Consider the following 15468-nt stretch of genomic DNA (forward strand, 5'->3'; position numbering starts at 1 on the left):
ACGGAGCACACGCGCACCACCGAAGCTGTGGTCAGGCCTCGATGACCACCGGAATGATCATCGGGCGGCGGCGGATCTTGCGGCCCACCCAACCGCCGACGGCTCGCCGCATGACCTGCTCGAGCTGGTAGGTGTCGAGGACGCCCTGGGCGGTGGCCTCGTCGAGCGCCCTTGTCAGCTGCGGCATGACGTCGTCGAAGACGACGTCGTCCTCGACGAACCCGCGCGCGGTGATCTCGGGTCCGGCGACGATCTTGCCGGTCGAGGAGTCCATGACGACGATGACGGACACGAACCCCTCGTCGCGAAGGATCCGGCGGTCCTTGAGCAGGGTCTCGTCGGCCTCGCCCACCGACGAGCCGTCCACGTAGACGTAGCCGCACTCGACCGCGCCGGCGACCTTGACCTTGCCGTTGACAAGGTCGACGACGACGCCGTCCTCGACGACGACGACGCCCTTGGGGTGGACGCCGGTCGCGAGCGCGAGGTCGGCGTTCGCCCGCAGGTGCCGCCACTCACCGTGCACCGGCATGACGTTGCGCGGCTTGACGATGTTGTAGCAGTAGAGGAGCTCGCCGGCGCTGGCGTGGCCGGAGACGTGGACGCGTGCGTTGCCCTTGTGGACGACGTCGGCCCCGAGCCGCATGAGCCCGTTGATGACGCGGTAGACGGCGTTCTCGTTGCCGGGGATGAGCGAGGACGCGAGGAGGACGGTGTCGCCCTCCCCCACCTCGATCTGGTGGTCGCGGTTGGCCATGCGCGACAGGGCCGCCATCGGCTCACCCTGTGACCCGGTGCAGATGAGCGTCACCTTGTCGTCGGGCAGGTCACCGAGCTTCTTGAAGTCGACGAGGATGTTGTCGGGCACGTGGAGGTAGCCGAGCTCGGCGGCGATCCCCATGTTGCGCACCATCGACCGGCCGACCATGGCGACCTTCCGACCCGACTTCTCGGCCGCGTTGAGCACCTGCTGGACGCGGTGCACGTGCGAGGAGAAGCAGGCGACGATGATCCGGCGCTGCGCGTCCCGGAAGACCCGGTCGATCGCGGGCGCGATGTCCTTCTCGGGCGTCGTGAAGCCCGGGACCTCGGCGTTGGTCGAGTCGGTGAGGAAGAGGTCGACCCCCTCCTCGCCGAGGCGGGCGAAGGCGCGCAGGTCGGTGAGCCGGCCGTCGAGCGGCAGCTGGTCCATCTTGAAGTCGCCGGTGTGGAGCAGGTTGCCGCCCGAGGTGCGCACGAAGACCGCGAGCGCGTCCGGGATCGAGTGGTTGACGGCGACGAACTCGCAGTCGAAGACCCCGAGGTTCTCGCGGTCGCCCTCCTTGACGGAGAGCGTGTAGGGCTTGATCCGGTGCTCCTTGAGCTTGGCCTCGATGAGGGCCAGCGTCAGCTGGGAGCCGACGAGCGGGATGTCCGGCTTGAGGCGCAGGAGGAACGGCACCGCGCCGATGTGGTCCTCGTGCCCGTGGGTGAGGACGATCGCCTGGATGTCGTCGAGCCGGTCCCTGATGTAGCTGAAGTCCGGGAGGATGAGGTCGATGCCCGGGTGGTGGTCGTCCGGGAAGAGGACGCCGCAGTCGATGACGAGCAGCTGCCCCTTGTGCTCGATGACGGCCATGTTGCGGCCGACCTCGCCGAGCCCTCCGAGGGCGACGACGCGGACGCCGCCCTCCTTGAGCGGACCGGGCAGCGAGAGCTCGGGATGCGGGTGGCTCACGCGAGACCCGACCCGGCCAGGCCCTTGCGGAGGGTGTCGAGGTGCTCCGGTGGTGACTCCACGAGCGGCAAGCGCACGGTCGCTGACGCAATCACTCCCAGCTCCACGAGCGCGGCCTTGGCCATGATGGCGCCCTGCGAGGTCGTCATGATGGCGTCGACGACGGGGATGAGGCGCTCGTGGATCTCGCGCGCCCGGGCGAGGTCACCCGCGTCGACGGCGGCGATCATCGCGGCGTACTCCTTGCCGGCGACGTGCCCGACGACGGAGACGCAGCCGACCGCGCCCTGGGCGAGGTGCGCGAGGGTGAGGACGTCGTCGCCGCTGAACCACAGCAGGTCGGTCGCGGCCATGACGTGGGTCGAGGCCCACAGGTCGGCCTTGGCGTCCTTGACGGCGGCGATCCGCGGGTGGCTCGCGAGCTCGACGAGGGTCGCGGTGTCGAACGCCGTCCCCGTCCGCCCCGGGATGTCGTAGAGCATGATCGGCAGCTCGGTGGAGTCCGCGACCGCACGGCAGTGCGCGAGGAGCCCGGCCTGAGTGGGCTTGTTGTAGTAGGGCGAGACGAGGAGCAGGGCGTCGGCGCCGGCCTCGGCAGCCCGCTCGGCCATGAGGATCGAGTGGGCGGTGTCGTTGGACCCGATGCCGGCGGTGATCGCCGCCCGGTCGCCCGCGGCCTCCTTGGCCAGCCGGACGGCTGCGATGCTCTCGTCGTCGCTCAGGGTGGCCGACTCCCCCGTCGTACCGTTGACGACGATGCCGTCGTGGCCACTCGCCAGCAGGTGCTCGACGACCGCCCGCAGTCCCGCCTCGTCCAGTGATCCGTCGGGGTGCATGGGCGTGACCATGGCCGTGATGACCCGGCCGAAGGGGTTCGTCGTCATGCCCCTCAGGGTAGTCGGTGCCCGAGGCGAGGCCTCCCCGGCGCCGTCGGTGCCCGCGGCTACGCTCTCGCCATGCGCCAGTACCTCGACCTCCTCGACCGCATCCTCGACGAGGGGGTCGAGAAGTCCGACCGCACCGGCACCGGCACGCTCTCGGTCTTCGGCCACCAGATGCGCTTCGACCTCGCCGACGGCTTCCCCGTCGTCACGACGAAGAAGCTCCACCTCCGGTCGATCATCGGCGAGCTCCTCTGGTTCCTGCGCGGCGACACCAACGTCCGCTGGCTCCAGGAGCGCGGCATCTCGATCTGGGACGAGTGGGCCGACGAGCAGGGCGACCTCGGCCCGGTCTACGGCCACCAGTGGCGCTCGTGGCCGACCCCCGACGGCCGGCAGGTCGACCAGATCGCCAAGGTCGTCGAGTCGATCCGCACCAACCCCGACAGCCGCCGCCACATCGTCAGCGCCTGGAACGTCGCCGACGTCGACGACATGGCCCTGCCCCCGTGCCACGCGCTCTTCCAGTTCTACGTCAGCCCCGCGACCGAGGGCCGTCGTGCGCGGCTGCACTGCCAGCTCTACCAGCGCTCGGCCGACGTCTTCCTCGGCGTGCCCTTCAACATCGCCTCCTACGCCCTGCTCACGATGATGGTCGCCCAGCTCACCGACCTCGAGCCCGGCGAGTTCGTCCACACGCTCGGCGACGCGCACCTCTACTCCAACCACCTCGAGCAGGCCCGGCTCCAGCTCACCCGCGAGCCCCGCCCGCTGCCGACGATGCACATCACGCCCAGGACGGCGATCGACGACTACGACCTCGGCGACTTCGAGCTCGTCGGCTACGACCCCCACCCCGCGATCAAGGCCCCCATCGCGGTCTGACCCACCCGCCCGTATGCCGGCCGCCCACCTCGCGAGGCGCGTCGGCCTCGCGAGGTGGGCCGGCCTGCCGAGGTGGGCGAACGGCATACCGTGACGTCGTGGGTGCCACGGTCCTAGGGTGAGGCGCATGACCCAGGTGACGCTCATCGCGGCGGTCGGGCGCAACGGCGTCATCGGCGCCGACAACGACATGCCGTGGCACCTGCCCGAGGACTTCGCGTTCTTCAAGCGGACGACGATGGGCCACGCGATGGTCATGGGACGCAAGACCTTCGACTCGATCGGGCGCGTCCTGCCGGGGCGGCGGACGATCGTCATCACCCGCCAGGCCGACTGGCACCACCCCGACGTCGAGACGGTGCACTCGCTCGACGACGCCCTCGGGCTCGCCGGCCCGGTCGGCGAGGTCTTCGTGGCCGGTGGCGGCGACGTCTACGCACAGGCGATGCCCTTCGCCCAGCGGCTGCTCATCACCGAGGTCGACCAGGAGCCCGAGGGCGACGTCCGCTTCCCCGACATCGACGCCGACATGTGGCGCGAGACCGAGCGCGAGCAGCGCGACGGCTTCGCGTGGGTCACCTACGAGCGCCGCTGACCCTCTTGGGTTGCGTCCGCAACGGTGGTGGGTATGCCGTCACCTCGCCGGACGTCGCGGCTCACCTCGACATTGCGTCCGCAACCGTGGTGGGTATGCCGTCACCTCGCCGGACGTTGCGACTCTCCCGGCCGGACTCAGCGCTTGCGTGGGTCGATCGGTCCGGTCGAGGTGAACCGCTCGCGGTGGATGTGGTCGGCGCCGACGCCCTCCCCCCCGAGCCACGCCTCGGCGTCGGAGATGAGCCCCTCCGGGCCGCAGAGCCACCAGTCGTCGACGCCCTCGAGCCCGCCCACGTCACGCAGCACGTCCCTGATGACGAGCGGGTCGATGCGGCCGTGGCGCACACTTGGCACGCGCTCGCGGCTGAGGACGTGCTCGACGCGCAGCCGACCGCCGGACGCCTCGGCCAGCTCCGCGAGCTGGTTGCCGAGGACCGTCGACTCCCGCGTCCGGTTCGCGACGACGAGGTCGACGGTCGAGCCGGGGTCCTGCTCGAGAGCGGCGGCGGCGATGGCGAGGACCGGCGTGATCCCGGACCCGCCGACGACGCCGACGTGGTGGCGCGGGCCGGCCACCTCGTCGAGGACGAACTCGCCGAGCGGCGGCAGGACACCCATGACTTCCCCGACGCCGACCTCGTTGGCGAGCCACGGCGACATCCGCCCGCCCTGCACGGCCGCAGCCGCGACCCGGATGACACCCTCGCGGCGGGCGCGGCTCGGCGGCACCCAGATCGAGTAGGACTGGCGCACGTCCTCGTCGCCGACGAGCGCACGCAGCGTGACGTACTGCCCCGCCCTGTAGTCGAGGAACCCGGGCATCTCGCTCACGTCGAAGCCGATCGACACCGCGTGCTCGGCCACGGGTTCGACCTCCGCCACGGCGAGCGGACGGAAGACGGGGTGCGGCTTGGCGGGACGGCGGAGCAGGGACACGCGCTCCATCCTCACAAACCCGCCGCGGTTAGGCTCGACCGCGTGGCGATCACCTCATCCACCTCAGACCGGGTCACCGTCCTCACGATCGACCGACCGGAGCGGCGCAACGCCCTGGGCCACGAGGCCCTCGACGAGCTCGACGCGGCTCTCGAGGCCGCGCTCGTCGACTCCCGGGCGCTCGTCGTCACCGGAGCGGGCGGGCACTTCTGCGCCGGGGCAGATCTCACCGAGCTCGAGGACGTGGGCTTCACCGACCGGCTCGCCGAAGTCCTGACCCGCCTCTCGCGGGCGCCGATCACGACGGTCGCGGCGATCTCGGGCTCGTGCATGGGGCTCGGCATGCAGCTCGCCGTCGCCTGCGACCTGCGGGTCGTGTCCGACGACGCCGCCTTCGCCCTGCCCGTCGCCAAGCTCGGTCTCATGGTCAACCACTGGACGCTGGAGCGCACGACGCGCTGCTGGGGCGAGGGCGCCGCGCGGCACATGGTCCTCACCGGCGCCGTCCTCACCGCCGACGACGCGTGGCGCCTCGGCTTCACCCAGGTCCGCGGAGGTCTCGACGAGGCCCTCGAGCTGGCCCGCCGCGCGGTCGCCCTCGCGCCGCTGACGCAGGCTGGGTCCAAGCTCGGCTTCGACGCCCACGGCGGTGACTCCGCCGGCGTCGCCCGCTACGAGGCCGCCTTCGCCACCGCGTGGTCGAGCGACGACCTCACCGAGGGACGCTCGGCCTTCCGTGAGCGCCGCGCCCCGGAGTTCCAGGGCTCATGAGCCACGACCACTCCCACGACCCCGGCCCGGTCGCCGACGCGAGCGTGCGCGTCGCGAAGCCGACCGACGCACCCGCCGTCGGCGTCGTCCAGGCCGCGGTGTGGACCCAGGCGTATGCCGGCCGCGTCCCCGACGAGGTCGTCGCGCTCTTCGAGCCGCCCGCCTTCGCCAAGGCCTGGCGCCAGTCCCTCGAGAACCCACCGGAGGGGGTGCACCGGCTGCTCGTGGCCCGGGCCGGTGAGCAGGTCGTCGGCTTCGCCGCAGTCGGCCCCAGCCAGGACGCCGACGCCGGGCCCGCGCGCGGCGAGGTGACGGCGATCGGCGTCCATCCCGGTGCCAGGCGGCTGGGCCACGGCTCCCGCCTCCTCAACGCCTGCGTCGACACGCTTCGCGGGGCCGGCGCGGACGACGTCGCGATCTGGGTCCTCGCCGACGACGAGGCCACCCGCGCCTTCCTCACCGCCTCCGGGCTCGGTCCCGACGGCGCCTTCCGCGACCGGGTCGTCGCGCCCGACGGCGCAACCTTGCGGGAGGTGCGTCTCGTCGCCTCCCTCGCGACGGACGAGCCCGGGTGAGCTCGGCAACGCCCGCGTCGCACGACGAGGGTGGGCACCCGGCATACGCGGCACTGACGGCTGGTGACCGCAGGGCCGTGCTGCGGCAGTCGCTCTCGGTCGGCATCGCGACCGGGGCCTACGGCATCAGCTTCGGCGCGCTCGGTGTCGCCTCCGGCCTCACGACCCTCCAGACGGTCGCGTTGTCGCTGCTGCTCTTCAGCGGCGGCTCGCAGTTCGCGCTCGTCGGCATCCTCGGCGCCGGCGGCACCGGGTCGGCAGCGGTGGCGACCTCGACCCTCCTCGGCGTCCGCAACGGGCTCTATGCCCTGCAGACCTCACGCATCCTCGACCTCGGCGGGCTCCGGCGGCTCGCGGCGGCCCAGATCACCATCGACGAGTCGACCGCCGTCGCGGTCGGCCAGGAGAAGCGGCGTGCCGGTCGGCTCGGGTTCTGGGTCACGGGCATCACCGTCTTCGTCTTCTGGAACCTCATGACGTTCGCCGGCGCCGTCGTCGGCAACGCCCTCGGCGACCCGCAGCGGTGGGGGCTCGACGCGGCGGCCGCTGCGGCGTTCACCGCCCTGCTCTGGCCGCGTCTGCACAACCGCGACGCCGCGGCGACGATGGTGCTCGCCGTCGCGATCGCTCTCGTCGCGTCCCCGTTGCTGCCCGTCGGCGTGCCGGTCATCCTCACTGTCCTCGCTGCGGTCGTCGTCGGGCTCGCCGCCCACGGCCGGCACGAGCGCACCGACCCGGAGGTCGAGTCGTGAGCGCGTGGACCGTCGTGCTGCTCGCCTCCGGGCTGGCCTTCGCGACCAAGCTCGCCGGCTACCTCGTACCCGAGTCGTGGGTCGAGGGCCCGCGTCGCAGCCGCGTGCTCACACTCCTGCCCGTCGCGCTGCTCGCCGGGCTCGTCGCGATCCAGACCTTCGGCGGGGAAGGCGGCTCCCTGCACCTCGACGCGCGGCTCGCCGCAGTGGTCGCTGCGGTCCTGCTCCTCCTGCTGCGCGCGAACTTCCTCGTCGTCGTCGTCGGGGCAGCGGCCGTGGCCGCGGGTCTGCGCGCGCTCGGCTGGGGCTAGATCCCGAGGTAGTGCTCGAGGCCGACCGTGAGGCCCGGGTGCTCCCCGACGCGGCGGACGGCGGCGACGACACCGGGCATGAACGACACCCGGTCGAAGGAGTCGTGACGGATCGTCAGCATCTCGCCCGTCTGCCCGAAGAGCACCTCCTGGTGCGCGACGAGCCCGCGCAGCCGCACCGAGTGAACCGGTATGCCGTGTGCCCGCGCCCCGCGCGCACCGTCGGGGTCGTGCGTGGTCGCGTCGGGGACCTCGGTGAGGCCGGCCTGCTCGCGTGCGGCACCGATGAGCTCGGCGGTGCGGGCGGCGGTGCCCGACGGCGCGTCGACCTTGTCAGGGTGATGGAGCTCGATGACCTCCGCCGACTCGTAGAACTCGGCCGCCTTGGCGGCGAAGGCCATCATGAGGACGGCGCCGATGGCGAAGTTGGGGGCGATGAGCACGCCCACCTCGGGGTGGCCGGCGAGCTGGTCGCGCAGCGCGTCGAGCCGGTCGGCACCCCACCCGGTGGTCCCGACCACGACGTGCACGCCCTGCTCGACGCAGTGCGCGACGTTGGCCGGTGAGGCGTCGGGGACCGAGAACTCGACGACGACGTCGGCACCGGCGAGGTCACCGAGGTCGTCATCGACGTCGAACCTCCCGACGAGCTCGAGCCCGTCGGCGGCCTCGACCGCACGGCACACCTCCGATCCCATGCGTCCGGAGGCTCCGATGACCGAGACCGAGGTGACACTCACGCCCCGCACTCTAGTCATCCCGAGAGTCGTTCACCTGTTGTTCACCTTCGGGGTACCATAGGGTGAACAACAGGTGAACGGACGCACGATCGACGCCTCTCGCGTTCACCTTCCGCAGGTCCACCGAAGGAGCCCACATGAAGAAGGTCGCCACGACCGCCACGGGTCCGGCCTGCCTGACGATGCGTTGGGTGCCGGTCACCACCAAGGACGGCCGCACCCACATGGAGATGCGCTGGAGCGCGCCCGCCACGGTGCAGCGCCTCCGCCCCACCGCCTGACGACTCGCGCCGGCGGCCCTCGCCGTCGGTTGCGCCGCACGCTGCCCTCGCCGTCCTGCCGGCGGGGGCAGCGGCGTCGTGCCCCGGACGGCGGCCCGGGGAGGGCGCTGTGGTGGCCCGTGGGACGGGCGGGCCATCTTTCGCAGGAAGTCCCGGCCCCCGTGGCCCGTTGGACCTAGCCTGTGGTGGCCGCTTCGGTCACGGCTAACCCGTCCGTCCGACCGACCCGGTCGAGATCGGGAGTCCACATGGCACGAGAGCGCGAGCTCGCCCTGGGCCGTCCAGCGGGGGTCGACCGGAGAGCCGTCCTTCGCACGGGGCGGCACGTCGCCTGGTCGCTGCCCGCCGTCCACGTCGTGCTCCAGTCCCCCGTCTACGCCACGTCGGGCCCGGCCGCCCTCTCGGTCACCGCGGTAGGTCACGCCCTCGAGGGCCGAGCGGAGTCGCCGAGCCGGTTCGTCGTCACGACGACGGTCGCCAACCTCAGCAGCGAGGCGACCGACGACCTCAGGGTGGCCTACCGGATGGCCGACGGTGTCTCGGCCACCGTGTCGCCGCCCCTCGGCTGGACCGTCGTCTCGGGCGACGGCACCGGGCTCATCGTCCTCAGCGTCGACACCGAGCTCGCCGGCAGCGCATCCACGGGGCCCTGCGAGTGCGTCTTCGTGAGCACGGGGGTCACCGGCGGCCAGCCGGTCCCCGTCACGGTCGTCGCGACCCCCGGCGTCGCCGGCCGTCCCGGGACGGCGATGACGACCGTGACCGTCTGAGAGGCACCCGAGAGGCACCCACCGGAGCCGGGGGACGCACGGTCGTCCCCGGCCTCGACGACGCACAGGGCGTCCACTGCACGTAACCTCTCCCCCGTGGGAGCCGATGCCACGGACGACAAGGGGGTGCTCGTGCAGGACAGGACGGGCATGCCCTCCTACGTCGACGTCGTCCGGACTCCGGGCTTCCTCCCCACCTTCGTGGCCCTCAGCCTGTCCACCTGGGGCGACTACATCGCCAGGATCTGCGTCGCGCTCGTCGTCCGCGAGCGCACCGGCTCCGACCTCGCGATGGCGGCGACGTTCGCGGTGAGCCTGCTCCCGAGCATCCTCGGGCGCAGCCTGCTCAGCCCACTCGCCGACCGCATCCCCTACAAGCACGTCCTCGTCGGGTCCGACGTGGTCCGTGGCGCCCTGGTCGTCGCCCTCATGACCGCGGTCGGCCAGGACACCCATGTGGCGGTCCTGCTGGCGCTCCTCTTCGGGCTGGAGCTGTTCGGCGGGCCGGCGGGAGCGGCTCACCAGATCCTGCTCACCGACCTCTTCCCCGACCGGCGCCAGTTCATGCGCGCCCGGGGGATCTCGACACTGGCCGAGCAGGTCAACCAGGCCATCGGCCTCAGCGTCGGTGGCATCGTCGTGACTGCCCTCTCCGCGCGTGGCGCCCTTCTCGCGGACCTCGCCACCTTCGTCGTGTCGGCAACGCTCTACGCACTGGCCGTCCGTGCCCGTGCCGTCTCGGGCGTGCCGAGCCCCGGCATCACCGGCTTCTTCCGGGACTTCGGTGGCGGGGCCAGCTACCTCTTCCGCAACCGCGTCCTGGTGTCGCTGCTCGCCCTGAGCCTCGTGGCCATGCTGGGTGTGATCGCACCCGAGGCGGTGGCGATCCCCTACGTGCTCGACCACCAGCTGCCCGAGTGGCTCGGCGGGATGCTCATGGCGGCGCCCGTCGTGGGTGCCGTCGTGGGAATCGTCGTCGTCGGGCGCTGGCAGCCCGAGGTCGCAAGCGCCCGCATCATCATCATGGCCCTTCTCATGCCGGTGCCGCTGGTCGTCACCCCACTGGTCCCGACGACCGCGGAGTGGTTGACCGTCGTGTGGCTCCTGTGGTTCACCAGCGGCGCGCTCCAGGCATTCATGCTCCCGCTTCAGGCGACCTTCGCGCTCGTGGTCTCGCAGGAGCTGCGAGGGCGGGTGATCGGGTTGGCGGGTGCCGCGGCGATGGGCGCCTCGGCCGTGTGCTACCTGGTCGCGGGCTGGCTCTCGGAGACCTTCTCGCCGACCGCAGCGGTGTCGATCTGCGCCCTGGTCTGCTTCACCGGTGTGGCCATATTGGCGCGGAGCTGGCCGAGGCGCGCCCTGCAATCAGCAGTCGACCACGCTTTCAACGAGCCCACATCGGAGGAAGAGCGATGACCGAACCAGACGTCCCAGAGGCACAGAGGGACGGCGGACACCCCGGACCCAGTCGGCAGCGACTGCCCGTCACGGGCCCGCAGATGCGCTTCTACCACCTCTTTCCCGAGGGCCCCATGCCTGTGCCGGCACGGGCGATCCTGCGCGACCTGCTTCCGGCGAAGGCCGTCAAGCGGTGCCCGCCGGTGACGGCCGCGAGCTCGTTCGGATGGCTGCTCTTCCCGCCCACGGCCTTTGCCGTGCGCTGGGTGGGGCAGAGCCTCGAGTTCAGCCTCCTCGACGACGACGGCGGCCTCGGTCCCTGGACCGTCCTCGGCCCCGACCGGCCCGGCCGCCACCCCGGCACGGCCGCGGCTCTCGCCAGCGTCCCGGACCATCGGGTCGCTGAGCTGGGTGCGAGTCTCGACGACCACGGGGTCCCCCTGGTCGACCCGAACCCCGCGGACCCCCGCGAGTTCCAGCTCTTCACCGGCGTCACTGCCCGCACCGCTCCGGGGTGGGCCTCGCTCGTGCGACCGGTGCCCAACCTGCCGGTCCCCCCGGGCACCTTCGACGTCGTCGACGGGGTCGTGGAGACGGCGTGGTACGGCAACGGACTGCCGGTGATGGTGCGGCTGCGTGCCCGGGACGAGATCGTCCGCTTCTCCCCCTCCTTCCCGGTGGCCGCAGTGCAGCCGGTCCCTGTCGCTGCCCTTGCCCAGGAGAGCTCTCACGCCGAGATGTCCGAACCCGGCATCGGCAGCTGGCCGGACGACGAGTGGAACCGTTTCGTGGCGACTCGCCGGGGTCGCCTCGACGCGCTGCCGGGCTCCTACCGGCGCGCCCAGCACGCCTACCACCGTGAGCCCCCGCCCGAACAGGACTGACACCCGCGCGGCCACTCCCCTGTCAGGTCAGGCCCCGGCGCCCCTGCCGGACCACAGCCGCCACAGGGTACGTTGGTCCTCCGCGACGTCCTCGCGGTAGGCGGTGTAGAGGGGGTCGAACGGGGTGCGCATGTGGTACGCCCGCACCGTCTGCGCCTGCACCGAGACGATCGTCCCGGCGGCCCGTGAGAAGAAGTCCCGGTGGTCCACCATCCGCAGACGCTCGTCCCACCGCACCTTGTGGACCGACGCGGTCCGGGCGAGATAGAGCTGCGGCGTCTTGGGCACGACCGGCAGTCCGTCGATCACGGTGCCGTAGGCCACGAGGGGGGCGGCGGCACCGGCGAAGAGGGCACGCGCGTCGCGCGACTCCACCGCCCTCCACCGCGGAAGGTCGACCCTGGTGAGCGCGACGAGGTCCACTCCGGGGTTGTCGTCGAGGTAGTGCATCGCAGCAACGAGGTCGCTGGCCGCGGTGAAGACGATGTCGTCGTCCGAGACGAAGACGTACTCGGTGCGGACCTCGTCGAGCGCGGCGTTGCGCCCCACCGGCACACCGCTGTTGAACGGCAGCGCCACCACGTCGACGCCCGGCCCGAGGTCCCGGGCGGGCTCCCGCGAGTCGTCGGCAACGACGACTCGGCCGTCGAAGACGGTGCGGGCGCTCGCGAGGCACCGGCGCAGGACGGCCGGCCGCTCGAAGGTCTTGACCGTCATCGTCACCCGACGCGCGACCTCGGCCCGCTCCTCCGGCGTGGGACTGCCGTGGCGAGCACGGTCGAGCGGTCGCACCGCGGCGAGCTGGGCCGTCTCGGCCAGCCGGTAGGCCGCGCGGAGCGGGCGCCCGAACCGGCCACGCAGGGCGCGCTTGATCCTGCGGACGTCCACATTCCCTCCCTCACGGCCTGCGGGCTCCCATGATGACCCCCACAACGACCGCTGGGACGGCATACGGCAAAAGCCGACGGGACGGCATACCTCGAGAAGAGGTATGCCGTCCCGTCACCAACGGTCCCGAAGGGACCTGGGCTCACTCGTCGCCGGAGGCGTCTCCCGAGTCCGAACGCTGGCCGCGACCACGGCCACCGCGGCGGCGGTTGCGCTGGCGACGCTCGCCATGCTCCTCGCCACCCTCGCCCTCGCCGGCCTCGTCCGAGGCCTCCGGTGCGTCGGAGGCGTCGACGTCGGCGTCGTCCGTGTCGTCCGCGTCGTCCGAGCCGCCGTCGGCGGGGGCGTCGCCCTCACCCTCGGCGAGGACCGCGGCGAGCGAGAGCTTGCCGCGCGGGTCGATCTCCTTGAGCTCGACCTGGACCTTCTGGCCGACCGCGAGGACGTCCTCGACCGCGTCGATCCGCTTGCCGCCGACGAGCTTGCGCACCTCGGAGATGTGCAGCAGACCGTCCTTGCCCGGGAGCAGGGAGATGAACGCGCCGAAGGTCGTCGTCTTGACGACGGTGCCGAGGAAGCGCTCGCCGACCTCCGGCATCTGCGGGTTCGCGATGGCGTTGATCGCCGCGCGGGCCGCCTCGGCCGAGGGGCCGTCGGTCGCACCGATGTAGATGGTGCCGTCGTCCTCGATCGAGATCTGGGCGCCGGTGTCGTCCTGGATCTGGTTGATCATCTTGCCCTTCGGGCCGATGACCTCTCCGATCTTGTCGACCGGGACCGTCACCGAGATGACGCGAGGAGCGAAGGGGCTCATCTCGTCGGGCGCGTCGATGGCCTCGTTCATGACGTCGAGGATGTGCAGGCGGGCCTCACGGGCCTGGGTCAGCGCGCCACCGAGGACGTCGGCGGGGATGCCGTCGAGCTTGGTGTCGAGCTGGATGGCCGTGACGAACTCGCGCGTGCCGGCGACCTTGAAGTCCATGTCGCCGAAGGCGTCCTCCGCACCGAGGATGTCGGTGAGCGCGGCGTACTGGGTCTCACCGTCGACCTCGGCGGTGACGAGACCCATGGCGATGCCGGCGACCGGGGCACGCAGCGGCACACCGGCGTTGAGCAGCGACAGGGTGGACGCGCAGACCGAGCCCATCGACGTCGAGCCGTTGGAGCCGAGGGCCTCGGACACCTGGCGGATCGCGTAGGGGAACTCCTCGCGGGTCGGGAGGACCGGCATGAGCGCACGCTCGGCGAGCGCCCCGTGGCCGATCTCGCGACGCTTCGGGGAGCCGACGCGGCCGGTCTCGCCCGTGGAGAACGGCGGGAAGTTGTAGTTGTGCATGTAGCGCTTGCGCGTCACCGGCGACAGCGTGTCGAGCTGCTGCTCCATGCGGAGCATGTTGAGCGTCGTCACACCCATGATCTGGGTCTCGCCGCGCTCGAAGATCGCCGAGCCGTGCACGCGCGGCAGCACCTCGACCTCGGCGGAGAGGGCGCGGATGTCAGCGAGGCCACGGCCGTCGATGCGGACCTTGTCCTTGATGATGCGCTCGCGGATGAGCTTCTTCTGGACGGCGCGGTAGGCGGCGGAAAGCTCCTTCTCGCGGCCCTCGAACTGGTCGGCGAGGGCGGCCTTCATGGAGTCCTTGATCTCGTCGAGGCGGTCCTCGCGCTCCTGCTTGCCCGCAATCTGCAGCGCGGCAGCGGCGTCCGAGCCCACGTGGGACTCGACGGCGGCGTAGGCGTCGTCCTCGTAGTCGAGGAAGATCGGGAACTCCTGGATCGGCTTGGCAGCCTTGGCGGCGAGCTCGGCCTGCGCCTCGCAGAGGGCGCGGATGAACTTCTTCGACGCCTCGAGACCCTCGGCGACGACCTCCTCGGTGGGAGCCGTCTTGCCCTCGTTCTTGACGAGGTCCCAAGTGTGCTCGGTGGACTCGGCCTCGACCATCATGATCGCGACGTCGTCGCCCGCGACCCGGCCGGCGACGACCATGTCGAAGGTCGAGCGCTCGATGTCGGAGAACTGCGGGAAGGCGACCCACTGGCCGTCGATGAGCGACAGGCGGGTGGCGCCGATCGGGCCGGAGAACGGCAGACCGGAGATCTGCGTCGAGGCCGAGGCGGCGTTGATCGCGAGGACGTCGTACTGCGCGTCCGGGTTGAGCGCGAGCACGGAGATGACGACCTGGACCTCGTTGCGCAGGCCCTTCGTGAAGGTGGGGCGCAGCGGGCGGTCGATGAGACGACAGGTGAGGATCGCCTCGGTGGACGGGCGGCCCTCGCGACGGAAGAACGAGCCGGGGATCTTGCCCGCGGCATACATGCGCTCCTCGACGTCGACCGTCAGGGGGAAGAAGTCGAAGCCCTCGCGCGGGGACTTCCCGGCCGTGGTGGTGGAGAGGAGCATCGTGTCCTCGTCCAGGTAGGCGGCGACGGCGCCGCCGGCCTGCTTGGCCAGGCGTCCGGTCTCGAACCGGACGGTGCGGGTGCCGAACGAGCCGTTGTCGATGGTGGCTTCGGCGAAGGTGATCTCAGGACCCTCCATGGGTCCTCCTTTTCTTGAGTTCCTACGAACCTCGTGCATCGTCGTTGTGCACGGGCGGTCTTCTGGTGGTGCTGTGTGCTGGTGTCGCTATGAAGTTGTCGCAGGGCAGGGCCCTACACATCCGAAAGAGCGGCCCTCCAGGAGTGGAGAGCCGCTCCGACGGACAATCGGGGGCGTCAGCGACGCAGGCCGAGGCGCTTGATCAGCGAGCGGTAGCGCTCGATGTCGATGTCCTCCAGGTAGCGGAGGAGGCGGCGGCGCTTGCCGACGAGGAGCAGCAGGCCACGACGGCTGTGGTGGTCGTGCTTGTGCTCACGGGAGTGCTCGGTGAGGTCGAGGATGCGCTGGGTGAGGAGCGCGATCTGCACCTCGGGGGAGCCGGTGTCACCCTCGGTCGTGGCGTACTCGGACATGATCTTCTGCTTGACGTCTGCGTCCAAAGGCATGGGCGACTGACTCCTTCTGTGGCGGTTGCGCGGCGCTCCCGGGCTGGTTCACCGGGGCTCTCTGGGTCCGCGGCCGGTTCTCACGGCTCCCCAAGGT

The 15468-nt window shown here is 71.4% G+C and carries 17 protein-coding genes; 10 read left to right on the forward strand and 7 right to left on the reverse strand.

The annotated features are described in order from the left end of the window. Nucleotides 1-31 precede the first annotated feature (31 nt). A complete protein-coding gene (locus ACOJV7_RS00895) occupies nt 32-1717 on the reverse strand; it encodes a ribonuclease J (RefSeq protein WP_420188270.1) in 1686 nt (561 codons plus the stop codon). Beyond that, complete coding sequence (gene dapA, locus ACOJV7_RS00900; protein WP_420188271.1) at nt 1714-2601, reverse strand: 4-hydroxy-tetrahydrodipicolinate synthase; 888 nt, start codon at nt 2599-2601, stop codon at nt 1714-1716. The genes ACOJV7_RS00895 and dapA overlap by 4 nt, the downstream gene beginning before the upstream one ends. Before the next feature lie 72 nt (nt 2602-2673). Here dapA and ACOJV7_RS00905 point away from each other — a divergent pair, with 72 nt between their 5' ends. Both ACOJV7_RS00905 and ACOJV7_RS00910 read left to right on the forward strand, forming a co-directional pair. Beyond that, nucleotides 2674-3483, forward strand: a complete 810-nt coding sequence (locus ACOJV7_RS00905; protein WP_420188272.1) for a thymidylate synthase — start codon at nt 2674-2676, stop codon at nt 3481-3483. A gap of 127 nt (nt 3484-3610) precedes the next feature. Further along, a complete protein-coding gene (locus ACOJV7_RS00910) occupies nt 3611-4078 on the forward strand; it encodes a dihydrofolate reductase (RefSeq protein WP_420188274.1) in 468 nt (155 codons plus the stop codon). Nucleotides 4079-4215: 137 nt separating this feature from the next. Here ACOJV7_RS00910 and ACOJV7_RS00915 read toward each other — a convergent pair whose 3' ends face one another. Beyond that, nucleotides 4216-5025 carry an FAD-binding oxidoreductase gene (locus tag ACOJV7_RS00915; RefSeq protein ID WP_420188275.1) on the reverse strand — a complete coding sequence of 270 codons (810 nt, stop codon included), beginning with the start codon at nt 5023-5025 and terminating at the stop codon, nt 4216-4218. A gap of 33 nt (nt 5026-5058) precedes the next feature. Between ACOJV7_RS00915 and ACOJV7_RS00920 the strand changes: the two genes are divergently transcribed. Genes ACOJV7_RS00920 through ACOJV7_RS00935 form a run of 4 tightly spaced genes read left to right on the forward strand, consistent with a single transcriptional unit; the run spans nt 5059 to nt 7425 of the window. Further along, nucleotides 5059-5787 (forward strand): enoyl-CoA hydratase-related protein, encoded by a 729-nt coding sequence (locus tag ACOJV7_RS00920; RefSeq protein ID WP_420188276.1) that lies wholly within the window; start codon nt 5059-5061, stop codon nt 5785-5787. Continuing rightward, nucleotides 5784-6362: a GNAT family N-acetyltransferase gene (locus ACOJV7_RS00925; protein ID WP_420188277.1), complete on the forward strand. Its 579-nt coding sequence runs from the start codon at nt 5784-5786 to the stop codon at nt 6360-6362. The genes ACOJV7_RS00920 and ACOJV7_RS00925 overlap by 4 nt, the downstream gene beginning before the upstream one ends. Continuing rightward, nucleotides 6359-7114, forward strand: coding sequence for an AzlC family ABC transporter permease (locus tag ACOJV7_RS00930; protein ID WP_420188278.1), 756 nt, complete (start codon nt 6359-6361; stop codon nt 7112-7114). The genes ACOJV7_RS00925 and ACOJV7_RS00930 overlap by 4 nt, the downstream gene beginning before the upstream one ends. After that, nucleotides 7111-7425: an AzlD domain-containing protein gene (locus ACOJV7_RS00935; protein ID WP_420188279.1), complete on the forward strand. Its 315-nt coding sequence runs from the start codon at nt 7111-7113 to the stop codon at nt 7423-7425. The genes ACOJV7_RS00930 and ACOJV7_RS00935 overlap by 4 nt, the downstream gene beginning before the upstream one ends. On the opposite strand, the gene dapB is transcribed toward ACOJV7_RS00935, so the two are convergent. Then, nucleotides 7422-8183: a 4-hydroxy-tetrahydrodipicolinate reductase gene (gene dapB / locus ACOJV7_RS00940; RefSeq protein WP_420188280.1), complete on the reverse strand. Its 762-nt coding sequence runs from the start codon at nt 8181-8183 to the stop codon at nt 7422-7424. The genes ACOJV7_RS00935 and dapB overlap by 4 nt on opposite strands. 119 nt (nt 8184-8302) lie before the next feature. On the opposite strand from dapB, the gene ACOJV7_RS00945 reads away from it, so the two are divergent. From ACOJV7_RS00945 to ACOJV7_RS00960, 4 genes are all read left to right on the forward strand, one after another. Further along, complete coding sequence (locus ACOJV7_RS00945; protein WP_420188281.1) at nt 8303-8446, forward strand: hypothetical protein; 144 nt, start codon at nt 8303-8305, stop codon at nt 8444-8446. 248 nt (nt 8447-8694) lie between these two features. Continuing rightward, a complete protein-coding gene (locus tag ACOJV7_RS00950) occupies nt 8695-9216 on the forward strand; it encodes a hypothetical protein (RefSeq protein ID WP_420188282.1) in 522 nt (173 codons plus the stop codon). A gap of 96 nt (nt 9217-9312) precedes the next feature. Beyond that, nucleotides 9313-10632, forward strand: coding sequence for an MFS transporter (locus tag ACOJV7_RS00955; protein WP_420188283.1), 1320 nt, complete (start codon nt 9313-9315; stop codon nt 10630-10632). Further along, entirely contained in the window at nt 10629-11498 is an 870-nt protein-coding gene (locus ACOJV7_RS00960; protein WP_420188284.1) for a hypothetical protein, read from the forward strand. Before ACOJV7_RS00955 ends, ACOJV7_RS00960 begins: the two co-directional genes overlap by 4 nt. 27 nt (nt 11499-11525) lie before the next feature. On the opposite strand, the gene ACOJV7_RS00965 is transcribed toward ACOJV7_RS00960, so the two are convergent. The 3 genes from ACOJV7_RS00965 to rpsO form a co-directional block, all read right to left on the reverse strand. Further along, nucleotides 11526-12386 carry a glycosyltransferase family 2 protein gene (locus ACOJV7_RS00965; RefSeq protein ID WP_420188285.1) on the reverse strand — a complete coding sequence of 287 codons (861 nt, stop codon included), beginning with the start codon at nt 12384-12386 and terminating at the stop codon, nt 11526-11528. 142 nt (nt 12387-12528) lie between these two features. After that, complete coding sequence (locus ACOJV7_RS00970; RefSeq protein WP_420188287.1) at nt 12529-14925, reverse strand: polyribonucleotide nucleotidyltransferase; 2397 nt, start codon at nt 14923-14925, stop codon at nt 12529-12531. Nucleotides 14926-15101: 176 nt separating this feature from the next. Continuing rightward, complete coding sequence (rpsO, locus tag ACOJV7_RS00975) at nt 15102-15371, reverse strand: 30S ribosomal protein S15 (RefSeq protein WP_404381897.1); 270 nt, start codon at nt 15369-15371, stop codon at nt 15102-15104. Nucleotides 15372-15468 lie beyond the last annotated feature (97 nt).

It is taken from the genome of Knoellia tibetensis (genome assembly GCF_048606415.1).
GTDB lineage: Bacteria > Actinomycetota > Actinomycetes > Actinomycetales > Dermatophilaceae > Knoellia > Knoellia tibetensis.